19 protein-coding genes, 2 tRNA genes and 1 pseudogene are annotated in these 21,367 nt (G+C 59.4%); 12 read left to right on the forward strand and 10 right to left on the reverse strand.

Annotated elements, in window-relative coordinates; all coding sequences use genetic code 11:
- The first annotated feature begins 44 nt into the window (after positions 1 to 44).
- Positions 45 to 350 carry a YkgJ family cysteine cluster protein gene (locus AACY18_RS15690; protein ID WP_221731562.1) on the forward strand — a complete coding sequence of 102 codons (306 nt, stop codon included), beginning with the start codon at positions 45 to 47 and terminating at the stop codon, positions 348 to 350.
- Between the two features lie 143 nt (positions 351 to 493).
- Here AACY18_RS15690 and AACY18_RS15695 read toward each other — a convergent pair whose 3' ends face one another.
- From AACY18_RS15695 to hemA, 6 genes are all read right to left on the reverse strand, one after another.
- Complete coding sequence (locus tag AACY18_RS15695; RefSeq protein WP_339432200.1) at positions 494 to 1,012, reverse strand: acyloxyacyl hydrolase; 519 nt, start codon at positions 1,010 to 1,012, stop codon at positions 494 to 496.
- Between the two features lie 111 nt (positions 1,013 to 1,123).
- A complete protein-coding gene (gene murI / locus AACY18_RS15700) occupies positions 1,124 to 1,915 on the reverse strand; it encodes a glutamate racemase (protein ID WP_339432201.1) in 792 nt (263 codons plus the stop codon).
- Entirely contained in the window at positions 1,908 to 2,663 is a 756-nt protein-coding gene (locus AACY18_RS15705; protein ID WP_339432202.1) for a molybdopterin-synthase adenylyltransferase MoeB, read from the reverse strand. The genes murI and AACY18_RS15705 overlap by 8 nt, the downstream gene beginning before the upstream one ends.
- Positions 2,657 to 3,487, reverse strand: coding sequence for a peptide chain release factor N(5)-glutamine methyltransferase (gene prmC / locus AACY18_RS15710; RefSeq protein ID WP_339465323.1), 831 nt, complete (start codon positions 3,485 to 3,487; stop codon positions 2,657 to 2,659). Before prmC ends, AACY18_RS15705 begins: the two co-directional genes overlap by 7 nt.
- Positions 3,488 to 4,570, reverse strand: a complete 1,083-nt coding sequence (gene prfA, locus AACY18_RS15715; protein WP_339465325.1) for a peptide chain release factor 1 — start codon at positions 4,568 to 4,570, stop codon at positions 3,488 to 3,490.
- Positions 4,567 to 5,853 carry a glutamyl-tRNA reductase gene (gene hemA, locus AACY18_RS15720; RefSeq protein ID WP_339465327.1) on the reverse strand — a complete coding sequence of 429 codons (1,287 nt, stop codon included), beginning with the start codon at positions 5,851 to 5,853 and terminating at the stop codon, positions 4,567 to 4,569. Before hemA ends, prfA begins: the two co-directional genes overlap by 4 nt.
- A gap of 182 nt (positions 5,854 to 6,035) precedes the next feature.
- Between hemA and AACY18_RS15725 the strand changes: the two genes are divergently transcribed.
- From AACY18_RS15725 to ychF, 8 genes are all read left to right on the forward strand, one after another.
- The gene (locus AACY18_RS15725) at positions 6,036 to 7,760 is read left to right on the forward strand and encodes a tetratricopeptide repeat protein (RefSeq protein ID WP_339465328.1); all 1,725 of its coding nucleotides are present in this window, start codon (positions 6,036 to 6,038) and stop codon (positions 7,758 to 7,760) included.
- Between the two features lie 3 nt (positions 7,761 to 7,763).
- The gene (gene lolB, locus AACY18_RS15730) at positions 7,764 to 8,381 is read left to right on the forward strand and encodes a lipoprotein insertase outer membrane protein LolB (protein ID WP_339465329.1); all 618 of its coding nucleotides are present in this window, start codon (positions 7,764 to 7,766) and stop codon (positions 8,379 to 8,381) included.
- A 3-nt stretch (positions 8,382 to 8,384) separates the two neighbouring features.
- Complete coding sequence (ispE, locus tag AACY18_RS15735; RefSeq protein WP_116255185.1) at positions 8,385 to 9,236, forward strand: 4-(cytidine 5'-diphospho)-2-C-methyl-D-erythritol kinase; 852 nt, start codon at positions 8,385 to 8,387, stop codon at positions 9,234 to 9,236.
- A gap of 36 nt (positions 9,237 to 9,272) precedes the next feature.
- A tRNA-Gln gene (locus tag AACY18_RS15740) sits at positions 9,273 to 9,347 on the forward strand.
- 45 nt (positions 9,348 to 9,392) lie between these two features.
- Positions 9,393 to 10,334, forward strand: a complete 942-nt coding sequence (locus tag AACY18_RS15745; protein WP_003171603.1) for a ribose-phosphate pyrophosphokinase — start codon at positions 9,393 to 9,395, stop codon at positions 10,332 to 10,334.
- 141 nt (positions 10,335 to 10,475) lie between these two features.
- Positions 10,476 to 11,078 carry a 50S ribosomal protein L25/general stress protein Ctc gene (locus AACY18_RS15750; protein ID WP_221731572.1) on the forward strand — a complete coding sequence of 201 codons (603 nt, stop codon included), beginning with the start codon at positions 10,476 to 10,478 and terminating at the stop codon, positions 11,076 to 11,078.
- 171 nt (positions 11,079 to 11,249) lie between these two features.
- Positions 11,250 to 11,834 carry an aminoacyl-tRNA hydrolase gene (gene pth / locus AACY18_RS15755; RefSeq protein ID WP_007912902.1) on the forward strand — a complete coding sequence of 195 codons (585 nt, stop codon included), beginning with the start codon at positions 11,250 to 11,252 and terminating at the stop codon, positions 11,832 to 11,834.
- A gap of 22 nt (positions 11,835 to 11,856) precedes the next feature.
- A complete protein-coding gene (gene ychF / locus AACY18_RS15760; RefSeq protein WP_187678059.1) occupies positions 11,857 to 12,957 on the forward strand; it encodes a redox-regulated ATPase YchF in 1,101 nt (366 codons plus the stop codon).
- A gap of 86 nt (positions 12,958 to 13,043) precedes the next feature.
- Here ychF and AACY18_RS15765 read toward each other — a convergent pair whose 3' ends face one another.
- Entirely contained in the window at positions 13,044 to 14,261 is a 1,218-nt protein-coding gene (locus AACY18_RS15765) for an MFS transporter (protein WP_339432209.1), read from the reverse strand.
- A 331-nt stretch (positions 14,262 to 14,592) separates the two neighbouring features.
- Between AACY18_RS15765 and AACY18_RS15770 the strand changes: the two genes are divergently transcribed.
- Both AACY18_RS15770 and AACY18_RS15775 read left to right on the forward strand, forming a co-directional pair.
- A complete protein-coding gene (locus AACY18_RS15770; RefSeq protein WP_339432210.1) occupies positions 14,593 to 16,650 on the forward strand; it encodes a methyl-accepting chemotaxis protein in 2,058 nt (685 codons plus the stop codon).
- Between the two features lie 115 nt (positions 16,651 to 16,765).
- A tRNA-Met gene (locus tag AACY18_RS15775) sits at positions 16,766 to 16,842 on the forward strand.
- Positions 16,843 to 16,989: 147 nt separating this feature from the next.
- Here the strand turns inward: AACY18_RS15775 and AACY18_RS15780 are convergent.
- Positions 16,990 to 17,334, reverse strand: a complete 345-nt coding sequence (locus tag AACY18_RS15780) for a cupin domain-containing protein (protein ID WP_339432211.1) — start codon at positions 17,332 to 17,334, stop codon at positions 16,990 to 16,992.
- A gap of 252 nt (positions 17,335 to 17,586) precedes the next feature.
- On the opposite strand from AACY18_RS15780, the gene ggt reads away from it, so the two are divergent.
- Positions 17,587 to 19,419, forward strand: coding sequence for a gamma-glutamyltransferase (gene ggt / locus AACY18_RS15785; RefSeq protein WP_339465332.1), 1,833 nt, complete (start codon positions 17,587 to 17,589; stop codon positions 19,417 to 19,419).
- 139 nt (positions 19,420 to 19,558) lie between these two features.
- On the opposite strand, the gene AACY18_RS15790 is transcribed toward ggt, so the two are convergent.
- Positions 19,559 to 20,998: a hypothetical protein gene (locus tag AACY18_RS15790; protein WP_339465333.1), complete on the reverse strand. Its 1,440-nt coding sequence runs from the start codon at positions 20,996 to 20,998 to the stop codon at positions 19,559 to 19,561.
- A pseudogene (locus tag AACY18_RS15795) lies at positions 20,961 to 21,367 on the reverse strand (toxin VasX); the annotation flags it as partial. The pseudogene AACY18_RS15795 and the gene AACY18_RS15790, both read right to left, overlap by 38 nt.

The raw sequence follows: 21,367 nt of genomic DNA on the forward strand, positions 1-21,367 counted from the left end.
AGAGCTTTCACACACTCGACGAGCTCTGCCTTACACTGCCGGCCATGAAAAACATTCCCCACCAGCAAATCACCGAACCGGCGGTCACCTGTTCGACTTGCGCAGCGTGCTGCTGCCAGCTCGAAGTGATGCTGATCACCGACACCGGCGTGCCTGATCGCTTTATCGATACCGATGAGTGGGGCGGCGAAGTGATGCTGCGTCTGGACGACGGCTGGTGTGCGGCACTGGATCGCGACACGATGATGTGCACGATCTATGAGAAGCGTCCGCTGATTTGTCGCGAGTTCGAGATGGGCTCACCCGAGTGCATCGAAGAGCGCCAGGGTATCGCCACGGTATACCGCTGATCCCGAAAACACCCCAAAACCAAATGTGGGAGCGGGCTTGATCGCGAAAGCGGTGGGTCAATCAACTCGCATGTCGACTGATACACCATATTCGCGAGCAAGCCCGCTCCCACAAGGTTTTCTGCAAACAGTTAAATCTGTGCTTACAGTGGCATCGTGTAATGCAGCGCGTAGCTTTCTACACCGTCGTTGTCACTGGCAAGACCGGCGTTGGAATAGTGCATCGCACGAATCCCGACTTCATGCCCACCGTTGAAACGCAGACCAAAACCCAGGCGATCTTCGAACTGGAAGGCGCCGCCCAGATTGTTCGATTCGTACCGGGTATTGGAGAACACCGCCACGCCAATCCCGGCCTCGACATACGGTTTGACCGATTGCCCGGCAAACTCGTAAACGAACACCGGCGAGAAGGACAGGCTGTTGTTGCTGGAGGTCTTGTCGCCTTCCCAATAGGTGTAGGCACCGCTCCAGTAACCGGTCAGGCGACCGACGTCACTCTGCAGCCAGCTCTTGTCCCAATCGAAATTCATCCCCAGGCGATACGTCATGGTTGAGTCGCTGGTTGCCCCGACCCCGAACTCAACACCTGCTGCTTGTGCGGTAAAACTGTGCCCCATCAGTGCGGCCGCAATCGCGGCCAAACAGAATAGTCGCTTCACTTTGAAACTTCCTTTTCCGGAACGATCGTTTGGTTTTCTAGATAACTCACGCTATAGAAGGCGGCGGTTGATCAGAAGTTCAGCCGATTTTTTAGTTATTTCACACTTTTTTTACAATCCGAAGTGATGCACTTCACTTGCGGTTTGCCCCAGCAGCGGCAGGATGTTTTTGAAGTACTGCGGGTCGGCACTGGTCCAGAATCTGACCGACCGGTTCGGCCCTTCGGCGAGCAAATCGCGTTCGGCCAGAAGACGCTGAAGTTGCCGAGCCACGGCTGCACCCGTGTCGATCAGGCTGATGTTTTCGGGGAGCATCGACTTGAGCATCGTTTTAAGAAAGGGATAGTGCGTGCAGCCGAGAATAATGGTGTCGCAACCATTGGCCAGCAGCGGATCGACGTAGCTTTGCAGCAACTGGCGCAACGCGGCGCTGTGCAGATCGCCGCTCTCGATCAACTCGACCAGCCCCGGGCACGGCTGGGTGATCACCCGCACATCGGTGGCGAAGCGATCCAGCAGCGCTGCAAACTTGGCACTCTGCAAGGTGCCGGTGGTGGCGAGTACGCCGACCACACCGCTGCGGGTGGCAGCAGCGGCAGGCTTGACCGCTGGCTCCATGCCGACAATCGGCCAGTCGGGAAAATCCCGGCGCAGATCGGCCACAGCGGCCACCGTCGCGGTATTGCAGGCGACCACCAACGCCTTGGCGCCCTGCTCGCGGAAAAACCCGGCCATCACGCTACAGCGCTGGCGGATGAACGCAGGGGTTTTCTCGCCGTAAGGAATGTGCCCGCAATCGGCAAAGTACAGCAGCGACTCTCGGGGCAACAATCGCTGGATTTCGGCCAATACCGACAAGCCGCCGACACCGGAATCAAACACGCCGATCGGCGCTTCACGCATGGCGCGAACCACAGACGCTGCAACCCGGATCACGCTTGACCCGCAACTCGCGAAAGCGCGAGCCCAAGGCGTCGATCAACAGCAAGCGCCCCACCAGCGGTTCGCCGAACCCGACCAGCACCTTCAACGCTTCGAGTGCCTGAAGGCTGCCGACCAACCCCACCAGCGGCCCCACTACGCCAGCCTCGCTACACGTCAGCTCGGCTTCGCTACCGTGGCCGTACAGACAGTGGTAGCAAGGACTTTCGGCGCGACGCGGATCGAACACCGACAACTGCCCTTCAAGACGAATCGCTGCGCCGCTGACCAAGGGTTTGCCAGCGGCCACACACGCGGCGTTGACCGCTTCGCGCGTGGAAAAATTATCGGAACAGTCGAGGACCAGGTCCACCGCCGAAACGGCAGCGGCAAGAGAGTCCTCGTCCAGTGCCTGACGATGAGGCACCAGTAGAATCTCGGGGTTGATCGCGCCCAGACGCTTGAGCGCCGAGTCGACCTTGCTCATGCCGACGCTGTCGGTGTCGTGGATGATCTGGCGCTGCAGGTTGGTCAGATCGACCGTGTCGAAATCCGCCAAATGCAATTCGCCCACACCTGCTGCCGCCAGATACAAGGCAACCGGCGCACCGAGACCGCCGAGGCCGACGATCAGTACGCGACTGTCCTTGAGCTTCAACTGGCCATCGATGTCGATGTGTTGCAGCAGAATCTGTCGGCTGTAGCGCAGCAATTCCTGATCATTCAGCACGGCAGGCGCCCCAGGCTGATGCGTTGATGACCGCCCAGATCGGTGCGGCTGTGGACGTCTTCGAAACCGCGAGTGCTCAACAGATCGCGAACAGCCTCGGCTTGATCATAGCCGTGTTCGAGCATCAGCCAGCCGCCGGCCTGCAGGTGATCCGGCGCTTGGGCGACGATCAGACGCAAGTCGTCGAGCCCGTCCTCACCGGCCACCAGCGCACTGGCCGGTTCGAAGCGCACATCACCTTCGACCAGATGCGGGTCGGCGGACGCGATGTAGGGCGGATTGCTGATGATCAGATCAAAACGCTGACCTTGCAGAGCGCTGAACCAATGGCTGCTCAGCACCGTGGCATTGTTCAGGTGCAGACGCTGGCGATTGCGCTCCGCCAGGGCCACGGCTTCCAGAACACGGTCCACGGCAGTGACTTTCCACGCTGGGCGTTCGCTGGCCAAGGCCAACGCAATTGCGCCACTGCCAGTGCCGAGGTCGAGCACTTTAGCGGGCATTGCGGGGAGCAACTCCAGCGCCGCTTCCACCAGCAATTCAGTGTCAGGACGCGGAATCAGTGTGTGCGGAGCGACTTCCAGATCGAGCTTCCAGAACCCCTGCTGACCCAGAATATAAGCCACCGGCTCACCGCTACGGCGGCGTTGCAAGTATTCGGCAAAGGTCAGCGCCGCGTCACTGGGCACGATGCGCTCGGGCCAGGTGTGCAGAAAACTGCGCGACTTGCCCAGCGCCGCCGCGAGGAGCAATTCGGCGTCCAGACGCGCGGTGGGCGAATCCGGCAGTTCGGCGGCACGCAACAGGCTGGCAATGATGGTCATTTATTCACCTATTGCCGCGAGTTGGTCGGCCTGGTATTCGGCCAGCAAAGGCTCGATCACGGCCTCAACGCCACCGGCGAGAATGTCATCCAGGGAGTACAGGGTCAGGTTGACGCGATGGTCGGTGACCCGGCCCTGAGCAAAGTTGTAGGTGCGAATCCGCTCGGAACGATCACCGGAACCGACGAGCAGTTTTCGCTCGCTGGCAATCGCATTGGCCGCCGCGGCGGTTTGCTGATCATTGAGTTTGGCTGCGAGCCACGCCATCGCCCGCGCACGGTTCTTGTGCTGGGAACGTTCTTCCTGACACTCGACGACAGTGCCGGTCGGTATGTGCGTGATGCGGATCGCCGAGTCGGTGGTGTTGACGTGCTGACCGCCGGCCCCGGAGGAGCGGTAAGTGTCGACGCGCAAATCCGCCGGGTTGATCTCGATGGCTTCGCGCTCGTCTGGCTCGGGCAACACCGCCACGGTGCAGGCCGAGGTGTGGATACGGCCCTGGGATTCGGTGGCCGGCACACGCTGTACGCGGTGCGCGCCGGACTCGAATTTCAGCTTGCCGTAAACGTTGTCGCCTTCGATGCGGGCGATGACTTCTTTATAGCCACCGTGTTCGCCTTCGTTTTCCGAAAGGATCTCCACACGCCAGCCGCGGCGTTCGGCGTAACGCGAGTACATGCGGAACAGGTCGCCGGAAAAAATCGCCGCCTCGTCGCCGCCGGTGCCGGCGCGAATTTCGAGGAAGACGTTGCGGCCGTCGTTGGGATCCTTGGGCAGCAGCATGCGCTGCAGATCGGATTCCAGGCTGATCAGCAATTCCTTGGCTTCGTGGACTTCTTCCACGGCCATTTCACGCATGTCCGGGTCGCTGTCCTTGAGCAGCGCCTGCGCGCCTTCAAGATCGCTTTGTACACTGAGCAGCTTTTTATAGCCTTGTACCACCGGCTCAAGTTCGGCGTATTCCTTGGAATAGGCACGAAACTTGGCTTGATCGGAAATGACTTCGCCGTCGCCGAGCAGCGCGGTCAGTTCCTCGAAACGGTCCTGGAGGATGTCCAGCTTATTGAGCAGTGACGCTTTCATTGCGGTTTTTTATCCGAAAAGCTATCCGGTGAGCCCTCGAGGGCAAAGAGTTCCTGGGCCATGGCCAGCGCATCGAGGCGGCCTTCGGCAGAAAGCTTTTTCAGTTGCACGCTCGGGGCATGCAACAGTTTATTGGTCAGGCCACGGGCCAGTTGCCCGAGCACGTCTTCAGCGTTACCGCCGTTGGCCAGCAGACGCAGGGCTTTTTGCAGTTCCTCGTCGCGCAGGCGTTCGCTCTGTTGACGATAGGCCTTGAGCACGTCGACCGCCGCCAGTTCGCGCAGGCGCACCATGAAATCGTCAGCGCCGACCGAGACCATTTCTTCCGCCGCCTGGGCTGCGCCCTGGCGACTTTTGAGGTTTTCGGCGACCACTTCGTGGAGGTCGTCGACGCTATAGAGGTAAACGTCGTCCAACTCGCCGACTTCCGGCTCGATATCCCGGGGAACGGCAATGTCGACCATGAAGATCGGTTTGTGCTTGCGCAGCTTCAGTGCACTCTCGACCGCGCCTTTGCCGAGGATCGGCAACTGACTGGCGGTCGAACTGATGACGATATCGCTGCGCACCAACTCCGCCGGAATATCCGACAGCAACACCGCGTGGGCGCCGAACTGTTCGGCCAGCAGACTCGCGCGCTCCAGGGTGCGGTTGGCAACGACGATGCGCTTGACCCCCAGCTCGTGCAAATGGCGGGCGACCAGGGTGATGGTCTCGCCAGCGCCGATCAGCAAGGCCTGGCTGCGTTGCAAATCACTGAAAATCTGTTTGGCCAGGCTGACGGCCGCAAATGCCACGGACACCGGGTTTTCGCCGATTGCGGTGTCGGTGCGCACCTGTTTGGCGGCATTGAACGTGGCCTGGAAGAGTCGCCCCAGCAGCGGCCCGATAGTCCCGGCCTCGCGGGCCACGGCGTAGGCCGATTTCATCTGGCCGAGAATCTGTGGTTCGCCCAGCACCAACGAGTCGAGCCCGGAGGCGACACGCATCATGTGACGAACTGCCGCATCATCTTCATGCACATAAGCACTCGCACGCAGCTCATCGAGGCTTAAATGGTGATAGTCGGCCAGCCAGCGCAGCACGATATCCGCACAAAGCTGATCCTGTTCTATATAAAGCTCACTGCGATTGCAGGTGGAGAGGATCGCAGCTTCGCGGCTGTCGGTCAGTCGGCAGAGCTGCTGCAGGGCCTCAACCAGTTGCTCAGGGGTAAAGGCCACGCGCTCGCGGACGTCTACTGAAGCAGTCTTGTGGTTAATACCGAGTGCAAGGAAGGCCATTCAAGGTCGCTGATGGTGACGTGAAGCCGGCAATTGTCCACCTTCGAAAGATTCAGAACAACTACCGCTGACTATTGTCCCAATTGTCGGCCCCTATAATGGGCACAATTGAGACTCGGTTATGTTTGGCCCAAGGCTTGTGTCATGATGATCCGACCGCAGGTTAGTCGTCCTCTTCCTATATGAATAGATCTTCCGCGTTGCTCCTTGCTTTTGTCTTCCTCAGCGGCTGCCAGGCCTCGGCACCCGTTTCGCCGGACGGTACGCCACCGGTCGAAGACACCACGCCCGCGCCTGAAAAGCCCAAGGTTTACAGCTCGTTCAGCGAGGAAACCATTTTCAGCCTGTTGAGCGCCGAACTCGCCGGCCAGCGCAATCGATTCGACATTGCGCTGGATAACTACGTGACCCAGGCCATCAATACCCAGGACCCGGGCGTCTCCGAGCGTGCTTTTCGCATCGCCGAGTATCTGGGCGCCGACCAACCGGCTCTCGACACGGCACTGATCTGGGCAAGAAACGCCCCGGACGATCTCGAAGCGCAACGCGCCGCCGCCGTACAACTGGCACGCGCCGGGCGCTATGACGACTCCATGGTCTATATGGAGAAAGTCCTGCTGGGCAAGGGCGACACCCATTTCGATTTCCTCGCGCTGTCGGCGGCTGATACCGACCAGGAAACCCGCGACGGCCTGATGAAAAGTTTTGACCGTTTGTTGCAGCGTCACCCGAACAACGGTCAACTGATTTTCGGCAAGGCCCTGCTCTTGCAGCAGGACGGCGACAATAAAGCTGCGCTGACCCTGCTCGAAGACCACCCGCCGGAAGACGGCGAAATTGCCCCGATCCTGCTGCGCGCGCGCCTGCTGCAGCTCTTGAACCGTGGCGACGAAGCGCTGCCGGTGCTGCAAAAAAGCATCAAGAAGTACCCGGACGACAAACGCCTGCGCCTGACTTACGCACGCATGCTGGTCGAGCAGGACCGAGTGGACGACGCCAAAGCCGAGTTTTTCAGTCTCGTTCAGCAATATCCTGAAGACGACGAACTGCGTTATTCGTTAGCGCTGGTGTGCCTGGAAGCCAAGGCCTGGGACGAGGCCAAGGGCTATCTCGAAGACCTGATCGCTCGCGACAGCCACGTCGATTCGGCGCACCTGAACCTGGGGCGCATCGCTGAAGAGCGCAACGACCCGCAAGGTGCACTGATCGAGTACGCCCAGGTAGGACCGGGCAACGACTATTTGCCCGCGCAGTTGCGTCAGGCCGACATCCTGATGAACAACGGCAAAACCGCCGAAGCGCAAAACAAACTGGCGGCCGAACGCGACGCGCAACCCGATTACGCCATCCAGTTGTACCTGATCGAATCAGAAACCCTGTCGGCCAACAAACAGGACGACAAGGCCTGGAAAGTCTTGCAGCAAGCCTTGCAGCAATACCCGGACGACCTGAACCTGCTTTACACCCGGGCAATGCTCGCGGAAAAACGCGATGACCTGGCACAGATGGAAAAAGACCTGCGCCTGATCATCAAACGCGATCCGGACAACGCCATGGCGCTGAACGCTTTGGGCTACACCCTGTCTGACCGAACCACGCGCTACGCTGAAGCCAGAACGCTGATCGAGCAGGCGCATCAGATCAACCCGCAAGACCCGGCAGTACTCGACAGCCTCGGCTGGGTGAACTTCCGCTTGGGCAATCTGGACGACGCCGAGAAATATCTGCGTCAGGCGCTGGAGCGTTTCCCTGATCACGAAGTCGCCGCTCACCTCGGTGAAGTGCTGTGGGTCAAGGGCAACCAGCGTGAAGCCAAACAAATCTGGGGCAAATTCCTCAAGGATCAGCCCGACAGCACCATTCTGCGCAGCACCATCAAGCGCCTGACCGGATCCGAGACTCTTTAACTCATGTTTTTGCGCCACGTTATTGTTTTCAGCTTCATCGCCCTGCTCGCCGGCTGCTCGGGTTTTGGTACCCGCGAATCAGTCGAGGGCCACGGCAGTCCGGCTCAATGGGCCGTGAACAAACAACAGCTGACAGGCCTCGACGGCTGGCAGATCGACGGCAAGATCGGCATCCGCGCACCAAAGGATTCCGGTAGCGGCACGTTGTTCTGGCTGCAGCGTCAGGACTATTACGACATTCGCCTGTCCGGCCCGCTGGGTCGTGGCGCCGCTCGACTGACCGGGCGTCCGGGCAAGGTCTCGCTGGAAGTCGCCAATCAGGGCCGCTATGACTCCGAGTCGCCGGAAGCGCTGCTTGAGGAGCAACTCGGCTGGAAGCTGCCAGTGTCGAATCTGGCCTGGTGGGTGCGTGGCCTGCCCGCTCCGAACAGCAAAAGTCGCCTGAACCTGGACGCCGACAGTCGTCTGGCCAACCTGGAACAGGATGGCTGGAAAGTCGAATACATCGCTTACACCGAGCAGAACGGTTACTGGTTGCCCGAGCGCATCAAACTGCACGGCACCGACCTTGATGTGACGCTGGTGATCAAGACCTGGCAACCGCGCAAGTTGGGGCAATAACCCATGACCGCTGCACGCCTGACCCTGCCCTCTCCGGCCAAGCTCAATCTGATGCTGCACATTCTCGGTCGCCGTGAAGACGGTTATCACGAATTGCAGACGCTGTTTCAGTTTGTCGATTACGGCGACGAAATCACTTTTGCCGTGCGCGATGACGGCGTGATTCAACTGCACACCGAATTCGCAGGCGTGCCGCATGACAGCAACCTGATCGTGCGTGCAGCGAAAATGCTCCAGCAACAGTCCGGCTGCTCGCTCGGTATCGATATCTGGATTGATAAAGTCCTGCCCATGGGCGGCGGTATTGGTGGCGGCAGTTCGAATGCGGCGACGACTTTGCTCGGCCTGAATCATTTGTGGCAGTTGGGTTGGGATGAAGATCGCCTGGCCGCACTGGGCCTTTCGCTGGGGGCCGACGTACCGGTTTTCGTCCGTGGCCATGCGGCGTTTGCCGAGGGCGTGGGCGAGAAACTCACCCCGGTGGATCCCGAAGAACCGTGGTATCTGGTGCTCGTGCCGCAAGTCTCTGTAAGTACGGCAGAAATTTTTTCCGATCCTTTGTTGACACGTAACACGCCGCCCATTAAAGTGCGCCCCGTTCCCGAGGGAAACAGTCGAAATGACTGCTTGCCGGTGGTTGCAAGGCGTTATCCAGAAGTACGTAACGCATTGGATTTGTTAGGTAAATTTACCGAAGCAAAGCTCACCGGAACTGGAAGTTGTGTGTTTGGGGGCTTCCCAAGCAAAGCTGAAGCTGATAAAGTCTCGGCCCTTCTGACAGAGACCCTTACAGGGTTTGTAGCAAAAGGAAGCAACGTTTCGATGTTGCATCGCAAGCTGCAAAGTCTGCTCTAAAGGAACCAAGTGCTCGGCACTTGAAGCAACAGATACAGGGGCGTCGCCAAGCGGTAAGGCAGCAGGTTTTGATCCTGCCATGCGTTGGTTCGAATCCAGCCGCCCCTGCCATTTTCTATACTCATCCAGGTTACCCTCAGCCTCTAGGTACTGCGCGTGTCCAAGATGATGGTCTTTACGGGGAATGCTAACCCCGATCTGGCTCGGCGTGTTGTACGTCAGCTGCATATCCCTCTCGGTGACATCTCTGTCGGTAAGTTCTCCGACGGCGAAATTACTGCCGAGATCAATGAAAACGTTCGCGGTAAAGACGTTTTCATTATTCAGCCGACCTGCGCTCCGACAAACGATAACCTGATGGAACTGGTCGTGATGGCTGATGCCTTCCGCCGCTCCTCGGCTACTCGTATCACTGCTGTTATTCCTTATTTTGGTTATGCCCGTCAGGATCGCCGTCCGCGTTCCGCACGTGTGGCCATCAGCGCGAAAGTCGTCGCTGACATGCTTACCGTAGTCGGCATCGACCGTGTTCTCACGGTTGATCTGCATGCTGACCAGATTCAGGGTTTCTTCGATATTCCGGTAGATAACATCTACGGCTCCCCGGTTCTGGTGGATGACATTGAAGATCAGCGCTTCGAAAACCTGATGATCGTGTCCCCGGACATTGGTGGCGTCGTGCGTGCACGTGCCGTTGCCAAGTCGCTGGGCGTGGATCTCGGGATCATCGACAAACGCCGTGAGAAAGCCAATCACTCTGAAGTGATGCATATCATCGGTGATGTCGAAGGGCGTACCTGCATTCTGGTCGATGACATGGTCGATACCGCCGGCACTCTGTGCCACGCGGCCAAGGCCCTGAAAGAGCATGGCGCAGCCAAGGTCTTTGCCTACTGCACACACCCTGTGCTGTCGGGTCGGGCCATCGAGAATATCGAAAATTCCGTGCTGGACGAGCTGGTGGTGACTAACACCATCCCGTTGTCCGCTGCAGCACAAGCTTGTGCACGTATCCGTCAACTGGATATCGCACCGGTTGTTGCCGAAGCGGTTCGCCGCATCAGCAATGAAGAATCGATCAGCGCGATGTTCCGCTAAGGGCCCAGCCCTTCTCGAAATGTCTCGTTGACGAAAAGCGCCCCGCCCCGGCATTCCTGTCGGGGCGGGGCTTTTTTGCCCATACCGTGTTTGGCGCTGGTCGCAAACGCCGCTCGGTCATGGCTATTTTGGAGATACAAAATGAACGAATTTACTCTGAATGCTGAAGTGCGTTCCGACCTGGGGAAAGGTGCGAGCCGCCGCCTGCGTCGTCTCGCCGCTCTGGTTCCTGCTGTTGTTTACGGTGGCGAAAAAGCCCCTGAATCCATCAGCATGCTGGCCAAAGAAGTTGCCAAACTGCTCGAAAACGAAGCGGCTTACAGCCACATCATCGAGCTGAACGTTGGTGGCACCAAGCAAAACGTGATCATCAAAGCCCTGCAACGTCACCCGTCCAAAGGCCACGTGCTGCACGCTGACTTCGTACGCGTTGTAGCGGGCCAGAAACTGACCGCTATCGTTCCTGTGCACTTCGTCAACGAAGCTGCTCCAGTGAAGAAAGGCGGCGAGATTTCGCACGTTGTTGCTGAAATCGAAGTGACCTGCCTGCCGAAAGATCTGCCTGAGTTCATCGAAGTCGACCTGGCTAACGCTGAAATCGGTTCGATCATTCACCTGTCGGACCTCAAAGCGCCTAAAGGCGTTGAGTTCGTTGCTCTGGCACACGGCGATGACAAGGCTGTTGCCAACGTCCACGCTCCACGTGTTGCTCCAGAAGCTACCGAAGAAGGCGCAGCAGAGTAATTCACTCTGTCATGCCTGAGTGAGCAAGTAACATCGCGGACTGGAACGTAGCGAGAAAGCGGGCGAGAACGCGGAGTTTACATCCATGGTAAATGAGCATTTTTCGTCCACTTTCGCCGCTTTCCCTGATCGCGGCGATGTTATCCACCACTCAAAGGAAGGGCCCCTATCGTGACTGCCATCAAACTGATCGTTGGCCTGGGAAATCCAGGCGCTGAATACGACCAGACCCGGCATAACGCAGGGGCCCTTTTTGTTGAGCGCATCGCTGACGCACAAGGTGTGAACCTTGTCGCCGATCGCAAATATTTCGGCCTGACCGGGCGCTACTCGCATCAAGGTCAGGATGTTCGTCTGCTGATTCCCACCACCTACATGAACCGTAGCGGCCAGGCCGTGGCGGCTCTTGCCGGTTTCTTCCGCATCAAGCCTGAAGAAATCCTGGTGGCACACGACGAACTCGACCTGCCTCCGGGCGTCGCCAAGCTCAAGCAGGGCGGCGGCCATGGCGGTCACAACGGGTTGCGCGACATCATCGCGCAACTGGGCAATCAGAATACGTTCTACCGCCTGCGGCTTGGCATCGGCCACCCGGGCGTCGCCAGTATGGTTTCAAATTTCGTCCTGGGTCGTGCGCCACGCGCCGAACAGGAAAAACTCGATGCCAGCATCGACTTTGCCCTCGGCGTGCTGCCGGATATCCTCGCCGGTGAATGGAACCGCGCGATGAAAAACCTGCACAGCCAGAAGGCCTGACTCTACTCCGAGGGGAAACACCATGGGATTCAATTGCGGCATCGTCGGCCTGCCTAACGTCGGCAAGTCCACCCTGTTCAACGCCCTGACCAAATCCGGTATCGCGGCCGAGAACTTCCCCTTCTGCACGATCGAGCCGAACAGCGGCATCGTGCCGATGCCGGATCCGCGTCTGGAAGCCCTGGCGGCCATCGTCAATCCGAAGCGCATCCTGCCGACCACCATGGAATTCGTCGACATCGCAGGCCTGGTCGCCGGCGCCTCGAAAGGTGAAGGCCTGGGCAACAAATTCCTGGCCAACATCCGTGAAACCGATGCGATCGCCCACGTCGTGCGCTGCTTCGAAGACGAAAACGTGATCCACGTTTCCAACAGCGTCGACCCGAAACGCGATATCGAAATCATCGACCTGGAGCTGATCTTCGCCGACCTCGACAGCTGCGAGAAGCAACTGCAGAAAGTCGCGCGTAACGCCAAGGGTGGCGACAAGGACGCCGTCGTTCAGAAGGCTCTGCTGGAGCAACTGATTGCGCACTTCACCGAAGGCAAGCCTGCGCGCAGCCTGATGAAGAACATGAGCACCGACGAGAAAGCGGTGATCAAGGGCTTCCACCTGCTGACCACCAAACCGGTCATGTACATCGCCAACGTGGCTGAAGACGGTTTCGAGAACAACCCGCACCTGGACGTGGTCAAGGCCATCGCCGAAGAAGAAGGCGCCATGGTGGTTCCGGTCTGCAACAAGATCGAAGCCGAAATCGCCGAGCTCGATGACGGCGAAGAGAAGGACATGTTCCTTGAGGCCCTGGGCCTGGAAGAACCGGGCCTGAACCGCGTCATCCGCGCCGGCTACGAAATGCTGCACCTGCAGACCTACTTCACCGCCGGTGTCGAAGAAGTCCGCGCCTGGACCGTCAAAGTCGGTGCCACCGCCCCCCAGGCGGCTGGCGTGATCCACACCGACTTCGAGAAAGGCTTCATCCGCGCAGAAGTCATCGCCTACAACGACTTCATCCAGTACAAGGGCGAAGCCGGTACCAAAGAAGCCGGTAAATGGCGTCTGGAAGGCAAGGACTACATCGTTAAAGACGGCGACGTGATGCACTTCCGCTTCAACGTTTAAGCATCACGCCCGAGAAAAAGCCGCGTTTGATACGCGGCTTTTTTGTGCCTGAAATTCACTGTTATTTCTTGTGCAACGGTGGTGAATCAGGCCTTTTTGGTACGCGGCAAAAAGATCGCCAACACCCCGAACAACGGTAGGAACGAGCACAGGAAATACACGTACTCAATCCCGTGAACATCCGCCAGATGCCCAAGCAACGCTGCACCAATCCCGCCAAAACCAAACATCAAACCGAAGAACACCCCGGCGATCATCCCGACATTACCCGGCACCAGTTCCTGTGCGTACACCACAATCGCCGAGAACGCCGAGGCGAGGATAAAGCCGATGACCACGCTGAGAATGCTGGTCCAGAACAGGTCGACGTGGGGCAGGATCAGCGTGAATGGCGCCACGCCGAGGATGGAGAACCAGATCACCGCCTTACGGCCGATCTTGTCGCCAATCGGCCCGCCGAAGAACGTACCCGCTGCCACAGCGCCAAGGAACAGGAACAGATGAAGCTGCGAACTGGCCACCGACAGGTCGAACTTCTCGATCAGGTAGAACGTGAAGTAACTGGTGAAACTGGCCATGTAGAAATACTTGGAAAACACCAGCAACCCAAGAACTACCAGCGCACTGGTTACCCTGCCCTTCGACAACCCGTGAGTCGCCGCCAGACCAGCCTTGAGCTTGAACAGGTTGAGGTGATGGGCGTACCAGCGACTGATGCGGTACAGCACGAACAGCGCAAACACCGCGAACAGACCAAACCACGCCACGTTGCCCTGACCGAACGGAATGATGATCGCCGCCGCCAGCAACGGGCCGAACGCCGACCCCGCGTTACCACCGACCTGGAACGTCGATTGCGCCAGACCAAAGCGTCCGCCCGACGCCAGCCGGGCGATACGCGACGCTTCCGGATGAAAGGTTGAAGAACCGATCCCGATCAGCGCCGCCGCCAGCAGAATCAACGGGAAGCTACCGACCACTGACATCATCACGATACCAATCAGCGTGCAAATGGAGCCGGCCGGCAACAGCCACGGTTTCGGATGACGATCCGTGTGATACCCGACCCACGGCTGCAACAGCGAGGCGGTCAATTGAAAGGTCAGCGTGATCAGGCCGACCTGGGTGAAGCTCAAGCCATAGTTGGCCTTTAACATCGGGTAGATCGACGGCAGCACCGACTGGATCAGGTCGTTGATCAAATGCGCCAGCGCCACCGCGCCGATGATGCGCATCACCAATGGACTGCTTTGAGCAGGAGCGGACGCCGAGGCAGCGGCGGGCTGAACGTTGCTGATAGCCATGAAAGTTTCCGTACAGCAGAGGGATGCACGCAGGCAGGTGCGTCAATGTGCCATTTTTCGGTGCAGCAAAGCCATCCCCTTAGGCAGCTAACTAACTGGTTACTCGTCACCTCAAACTGATAGCGCAACGCCATGGTCTGAATCTTGCCTTGCTTCTTCCCCTGAACGCGGCCCCTTACAAAGGGGATCGAGAATGGGAAGTTTCGCTACAGAGTCAGCCTACAGAGCCGGCGAGAGTGAACTTTCGAGGCCTTTTAGCAGGGCACAACATCAAGGTCGCACGACCGCGATGCACGCCAATGGTGCGTGGTGTCCAGAGGAGTCATGGGGCATGCAGGCTTTTTTATCACCGGGAATCAAATTGCTGGGGCGGTTTGGATTCGCGCGTAAATTTCAGCTGTTGTTTCTGCTGTTCATTCTGCCGCTGGCCGGCAGCCTGTTGATGATCGGCCAAGGTTATCGCGACAAACTCAATCTGATTGGCGTTGAGCGCGCCGGCGTCCAGCAGTTGCTCGCCCTGGATGCGCTCGACAATCTGCTGGCGGCACAACGCGACCGCGCTGCCCGCTGGCGTGCAACCGAAACCAACCGCCAGCCAACGCCGGCGACGCTCGCCGCGATGGCTGCCTTCGACGCTGTGCAGCCAGCGGTCACACAAGCCGTCAGCGACCTGGGCGATGCGTTGAAGAATCAAGGCGCCGAGGGCGAAACCCTTGCCCGCTATCAGGCCTTGCAAACCGCATTGGACGGTCTGGACTCGAAAAGCCTGAGCGGCGTCGGTTGGTGGCCGGACGGATACGACCGTTTCACCCATGCACTCAGCACCCTGCAAGCGTTGCGTGAGCAGATCGTCATGGAAAACCGCCTGACCCTCGCGCCGTGGCTGGAAACCTACTTGCTGACGCAAATCTCGACGCAAGACGCGCCGGATCTGATCGAACGGGTCGGCCGCCTCGCCGCTGTCGGTCAGGCTTCGGTGGTGTCCGGACAGTTCACCTTGCAGAGCCGCCTGCAACTGCGCGATCTGCGCAGCCGGATTGGCGACGCCCGTGAACAATTAGTGAAAAACGCCGACCTTCTCAAAGCGCGCCTGCCCGGCGATCAACAAACCTGGGGAACGCAGTATCAAGACAGCCTGCAACGCCTGGACGCCGGCCTGAAAGTGCTGGACGACGGCATGTTCGGCGGCAGCATCAACCTTAAGCCTGAGGACTTCGAGCGTAGCCTGGACGCCCTGCTCGGCGATCTCGCCTCACTGCGCCAGCAATCGCTGATGTCCCTGGATCAGCGACTGGACTACTACCATGGCTCGGCCATCCGCCAGTTCATCATCGTTGCGGCCATCTTCGGCTGCCTGCTACTGGCCGCGCTGTACCTGTTCATTTGCCTGCAAGCCTCGATCCGGCGCAGCGCCAGCGGCATCACTGTGCTGGCCGAAGCCCTGCGCGACGGCAATCTGAGCCTGCAAGTGCCGGTGGTGGGCCGTGATGAACTGGCGGCGATCAGCACCGCCCTCAACGTCGCCGTGGTGCAATTGCGCACCAGCATGCTCGGCGTCGATCACGAGACCTCGCAACTGAGCAACGCGGTGCGCAGCCTCAACGATCACTCCAGTGGCGCGCTGGGCGAAGTCGAAGCGCAGCAATTGCAGATCAGCCAGATCGCCGCTGCCGCCACACAACTGGCCGCCACCTCCCAAGGCGTGGCGCAGAGTTGCGAACAGGCTTCCGGCAGCGCCCAGCACACCCGGCGCATCGCCGCTGACAGCAGCCGCGACAGCCAGCGCACCACGGCGAGCATTCAACAGCTCAATCAACGCCTCAACGAAACCGCTGCGGCATTGGGCCGTGTCAGCGAACAAGGGCAGCAGATCCAACTGGTGGTCGACACCATTCGCGGTGTTGCCGAACAGACCAACCTGTTGGCACTCAACGCCGCGATTGAAGCGGCACGCGCCGGCGAACAGGGTCGCGGTTTTGCCGTGGTCGCCGACGAAGTGCGCAGCCTGTCGCAACGCACTCAATCGTCGACCGCGCAGATCGCCGGCACCGTCGACAGCCTGCGCGCCACGGTCAACGAAGCGGTGAGCCTGATGGAAGCCGCCTGCGGCCAGGCGCAATCGGATGCCGAAGCGGTCACTGGCCTCGGCGAACGACTGGGGGAAATTGCCAGCGCCGTGCAGAGTGTCACAGACACCCTCGCGCAGATCGCCACGGCAGTTGAAGAGCAAGCGAGCACCGCCGATGAGGTCAGCGGCAATATCCAGCAGGTCGATCAGGCCGCCGTGCGTTTGCTTGAAGGCGCGCGGGCAGTGAATCTCGCGGCGGACACTTTGAGTCAAGGCAGCCATGCCTTGAGCGCCAATACCGCAAGATTCCAACTGCGTTGACGCCCTGCCCGGCCCGGATTTTCCGGGCCGGAGGATAAGCGGTTGAAAATAAGAAGAAATATTTTAAATTTACGCTTGACGCTTTTCCATTTCAGGGGAATAATGCGCGCCACTTGGCTACATAGCTCAGTTGGTTAGAGCATAGCATTCATAATGCTGGGGTCCGGGGTTCAAGTCCCTGTGTAGCCACCAAGTACTAAAAACGGCTTACCGAAAGGTAGGCCGTTTTTTTATGCCTCGAGAAAAGTGCCGGCGCTGTGGCGAGCGCGTCTGGCACAGGGAGAGGCGCAGGAGTCATCAAAACACCTTGAGTTACGCACCTGGCCAAAGCGTTTGATATTAATCTTGCCTGACGATATCGACCGAGATCTCCACTGCCGCAACAGGGCCTCTGTTCTCAAGCCAGTGCGTAGTGTTTCTGTCCTCGGGCCACCCCACTCCGGGTCCATAGTCCGTGGCGACGCCATGCCGATGATCAGTGATCGTTCCTTGCAATATGTAAACAGTACCGGGTCGGTCTTTATGGCTATGAACCGGCCCGAAGACCCCTCCAGGCTCAATGGTCACCATCCGCATTCGAAGTTGACGCCCTGCCATGCCTTCAATCTCAGGGCCGAGGTCAACGGTTGCAAGTAATGTCACCGCCACACCTTTTGTCTCAGGTGCCATCTGTTCGTTGATCATCACGCGCACCTCTCTGGCTATACAGGAACGACTGGATATGAGCACCTTCGGTGCGATCACATGTCCCTATCAGCGTAGAAGTATCTGAGCCATATCGGGCGCTCGTTGTGCAGGATGCTCAGGCCTCACGCTTACCCTTGATCCGACAGAAAACTGGCCCAGGCATGAAGGAGAAACAGACCGATGGTTTGCGTCCTTCACGGTCGGTCGATAAAGTCCCACAGACTTTTACCCCATGGACGGAGAGCCCGCGTGTTTTCAGCCTTGCCCTTGAGCCGCTTTCGCCTGCCAGCCCTGACGCTGATCATCAGCGCCCTGACCCTCACCGCGTGCAACGCCCCGCCCGCCTCGACCCTGCCTTTGGCACCGGAAGCCGCCTCCGGTTACCGCACCGATCTGCAACCCCGTCACGCCAGCAAACACATGGCCGCCGCTGCGAATCCACTGGCCGCTGAGGCCGGGCGCGAGATGCTGCGTCAGGGCGGTTCGGCGATTGATGCGGCGATTGCGATGCAAGCGGTGCTGACGTTGGTTGAACCGCAATCCTCCGGGATTGGTGGCGGCGCGATGATCGTGTTGTGGGATGGCAAAAAAGTGCAGACCTATGACGGTCGCGAAACCGCTCCGGCCGGTGCCACCGAGAAGCTGTTCCTGCAAGCGGACGGTAAACCGATGCCGTTCCCACAGGCGCAGATTGGCGGCCGGTCGGTCGGCACACCGGGCGTGTTGCGCGCACTGGAGTTGGCACATAAACAGCACGGTCGCCTGCCGTGGGCGAAGCTGTTCGAGCCGGCGATCAAACTTGCCGAGCAGGGCTTCGCCATCTCTCCTCGCCTGCATTCACTTCTCGTGTCAGATCCGGTGATTCGCCAGTCGCCGGACATGGCCAAGTATTTCCTCAATGCCGATGGCAGCGTCAAAGCCATTGGCACACGCCTGCAAAACCCGGCACTGGCCGCGGTGCTCAAACGCATTGCCAGCGAAGGCGCCGATGCGCTGTACAAAGGCCCGATTGCCGAGGACATCGTCGCCAAGGTCCAGGGGCACGCCAACCCCGGCAGTCTGTCGCTGAATGATCTGCAGCGTTATCAGGCCAAGGAACGTGCGCCGCTGTGCACCGACTACAAACGCTGGCAGGTCTGCGGCATGCCGCCACCGTCGTCGGGCGGCATTGCCGTGGCGCAGATTCTCGGCACCTTGCAGGCCCTGGAAACCCGCGATCCGCGCTGGGCACTGGCACCACTCAAACCGCTGAAGACTGACAAACCGGCCGGCATCGAACCCGATCCACAAGCGGTGCACCTGATCGCCGAAGCTGAGCGACTGGCCTACGCCGACCGCGCGCAATACGTCGCCGACACCGACTTCGTGTCGGTGCCGGTCAAAGGCCTGGTCGACCCGGGCTATCTCGCCAGCCGCGCCAGCCTGATCGGTGAACGCAGCATGGGCAGCGCCAAACCGGGCACCCCGCCGGGTGTGCAGGTCGCCTACGCGCCGGACCGCTCGCCGCTGCGCATTTCCACCTCGCAAGTGGTGGCGGTGGATGACCTCGGCGGCGCCGTGTCGATGACCACCACCATCGAAGCGGCATTCGGCTCGCACCTGATGGTTCAGGGCTTTTTGCTGAACAATCAATTGACCGACTTCTCGTTCATCCCCGAAGAGAACGGGCAGAAAGTCGCCAACCGCGTCGAACCCGGCAAACGCCCACGCTCATCGATGGCCCCCACGCTGATCTTCGATCGCAACAGCGGCGAATTCCTCGCCGGCGTCGGCTCACCGGGCGGCTCGCAGATCATCGAATACGTCGCCAAAACCACCGTCGGCCTGCTCGACTGGAACCTCGACCCGCAAAGCGCCATCAGCCTGCCCAACTTCGGCAGCCGCAACGGCCCGACCGAACTGGAACAAGGCCAGTTCAGCCCGGCGCTGATTCAGGCGTTGAAGGACAAAGGTCACGCGGTGAGTGAAATCGACATGACCAGCGGCACCCAAGCCATCGTACGGGTCAAGGATGCGCAGGGGAAAGCGACGTTGGAAGGTGGCGCGGACCCACGGCGTGAGGGGGAAGCGTTGGGGGATTGAGGATTATGTAGTGAATGGAAAAGGCTTACCGCAAGGTAGGCCTTTTTTGTTGGGCAGTTTGAGAAATATTGAGAGTCGCCATTGGCGGCTGCCTATTTCGCGGGCACGGAGTTCGACTCCGTGCCATGAATTCACAAAGCTATTCAGCGAGTTTTTGGTGTGACTCCAAATCCACAAGCCGAGAAGTTGGACCATTGGCTTTCAGGCGCTCAGTGACCACTTTTGGCCACAGGTTTCGGGAACGGCGTTTGGCAACGCTGTAGGTGAGTCCTGCAACTGCCGCTGCAACACCCAACGCTCTAACAAGAACTAGCCTTGCGGGTACTGAAGTTCTCCCACTCAGCTGCACCGCGGAAGCCCAATCAACCTCCGCCACTCTTTGAGCGACTGCAGCTACCGCTGCAGCAACGCCGAATCCCGCTCCAACAGCGACAAGGCCATTTTTGGCCGTTTTTTTGTCGAGAAACGTACTTCCCGTCCAAACCAAATTCCCCCCAGCCACCAACGTCACCAAAACCTTCACCGGCGCCTTACTCAACGCCCCCTTCAAATCAAACACACCACTCAACTCAACCCCAGCCGCCAAATTCACCGGCAACGGCGCCAACTTGGTACTGGCCGGCACCAGATGCATGAAAGGAATCCCCGCCGCCACGCCGCTGGCAAGCGAAGCAACATTCAAATGCGCGGGCGGTGTCTGCCGAGTGCCCATCAAGTCGCTGTACCACTCACCCAATTGACGCGACGTAACAGCCAACGTCTGAATGCGCTGCTCGCTGCGGGCCAATGCAGCCGCCATGTACAGGCGCCCGGCATTGCTCGTGGCATTGTCGGCCTGATGCAGTTGCAGCGCGGCGACGGGCGCGATGGATAAAAACAATGCTTCAAGACTGGCCGCCGGGTTGTGTTGCTTGAGTTTGTCGGCGGCTTTGTTCAGCCCTTCGGCATGGGCAAAGGCTCTGGCCAGTTTGTCGGTGCTTTCTAGAACAGCCGCTTTGTTGTCGCGCGTCAGATCGCTGAAATCCACCATGTACTTGATTTCGCCAATGCTCAGCCGCGACGGTAGCCCGAGTAACGCCCAAAGCAGCCATGGCTTGCCGGCCTTGTCCCCTTCCAGATTGAGGGTGATGGCCGTAGCGCCAATGCTGGTACTGGCCGGCCCGTGGCAGGCTTCGGCGAAATGCAGCTCCAGGGCTTCACGGGCAATTGCCTGGGCAATGTCGAAGTGGCCGCAAGCCGTGTCCATGCTCGACGGGCCGGCCGCTTGCAGGGTGTTGAACCATGCCACCCAGAGTTGAACCAGACGTCGAACGTCAGCGGTATATCGCTCGTTCTGCGCCTCTTGATCCTTCCATGTCCGCTGGAGTTCGTCGTAGCGAGTAATGGACGGCAGTTGCGCATGCAACTGAGGGTCGCTTTCGCTCAGGGACTTGAGAACTCCGGCTATCGCCCATTCTTCGGCGTGATGCTCCTGATAGCTGTCGAACGCGGTTTTGCGCGCACGGATCAACGCAGCGAGGTCGAACAGCACGCCCCACGGATCATCGATGACCGCAAAGGTCTGTGGCGCTGAACGCATGATTGTTGAGGTTGGCGTGTTTTTCCGCGCGGTATTCACGGACGACCTGCTCCGCTTCGTAGTACAGATCGGCCGGAATAAACGCCCGCACCGGGCCGACAATGGCTGCGATACGCGCATCACGGGCGGCCGCTTCGGCCTCGGTCGGCCGACCGCCGTATTGACGATCCCGGGTTTCAACCCTGAGTTCCTCATTCAGCCGATCCTGGGTGTCGAGCATGATCTGGCCCTGCTCGGGCGTAAGGCTGATGTCGCGATCCTTGTAGCGATAACTGAGATTACCGGCCAGTTCGGCGCCATCCTCGCTGATCAAGCTGCGCACAAAGCCGCCGATGCTCAGGCGCAGATTGTTTTCGCCCAACCATTTTT

This window comes from Pseudomonas sp. EA_65y_Pfl2_P74 (assembly GCF_963970575.1).
GTDB lineage: Bacteria > Pseudomonadota > Gammaproteobacteria > Pseudomonadales > Pseudomonadaceae > Aquipseudomonas > Aquipseudomonas baetica_A.

Bases quoted from the DNA above. Each gene is read 5' to 3' on its own strand.
- AACY18_RS15690 (WP_221731562.1), top strand. From the start codon at position 45: ATGAAAAACATTCCCCACCAGCAAATCACCGAACCGGCGGTCACCTGT.
- murI (WP_339432201.1), bottom strand. From the start codon at position 1,915: ATGCGTGAAGCGCCGATCGGCGTGTTTGATTCCGGTGTCGGCGGCTTG.
- prmC (WP_339465323.1), bottom strand. From the start codon at position 3,487: ATGACCATCATTGCCAGCCTGTTGCGTGCCGCCGAACTGCCGGATTCG.
- prfA (WP_339465325.1), bottom strand. From the start codon at position 4,570: ATGAAAGCGTCACTGCTCAATAAGCTGGACATCCTCCAGGACCGTTTC.
- hemA (WP_339465327.1), bottom strand. From the start codon at position 5,853: ATGGCCTTCCTTGCACTCGGTATTAACCACAAGACTGCTTCAGTAGAC.
- AACY18_RS15725 (WP_339465328.1), top strand. From the start codon at position 6,036: ATGAATAGATCTTCCGCGTTGCTCCTTGCTTTTGTCTTCCTCAGCGGC.
- lolB (WP_339465329.1), top strand. From the start codon at position 7,764: ATGTTTTTGCGCCACGTTATTGTTTTCAGCTTCATCGCCCTGCTCGCC.
- ispE (WP_116255185.1), top strand. From the start codon at position 8,385: ATGACCGCTGCACGCCTGACCCTGCCCTCTCCGGCCAAGCTCAATCTG.
- AACY18_RS15750 (WP_221731572.1), top strand. From the start codon at position 10,476: ATGAACGAATTTACTCTGAATGCTGAAGTGCGTTCCGACCTGGGGAAA.
- ychF (WP_187678059.1), top strand. From the start codon at position 11,857: ATGGGATTCAATTGCGGCATCGTCGGCCTGCCTAACGTCGGCAAGTCC.
- AACY18_RS15765 (WP_339432209.1), bottom strand. From the start codon at position 14,261: ATGGCTATCAGCAACGTTCAGCCCGCCGCTGCCTCGGCGTCCGCTCCT.
- AACY18_RS15770 (WP_339432210.1), top strand. From the start codon at position 14,593: ATGCAGGCTTTTTTATCACCGGGAATCAAATTGCTGGGGCGGTTTGGA.
- AACY18_RS15780 (WP_339432211.1), bottom strand. From the start codon at position 17,334: ATGATCAACGAACAGATGGCACCTGAGACAAAAGGTGTGGCGGTGACA.
- AACY18_RS15790 (WP_339465333.1), bottom strand. From the start codon at position 20,998: ATGCGTTCAGCGCCACAGACCTTTGCGGTCATCGATGATCCGTGGGGC.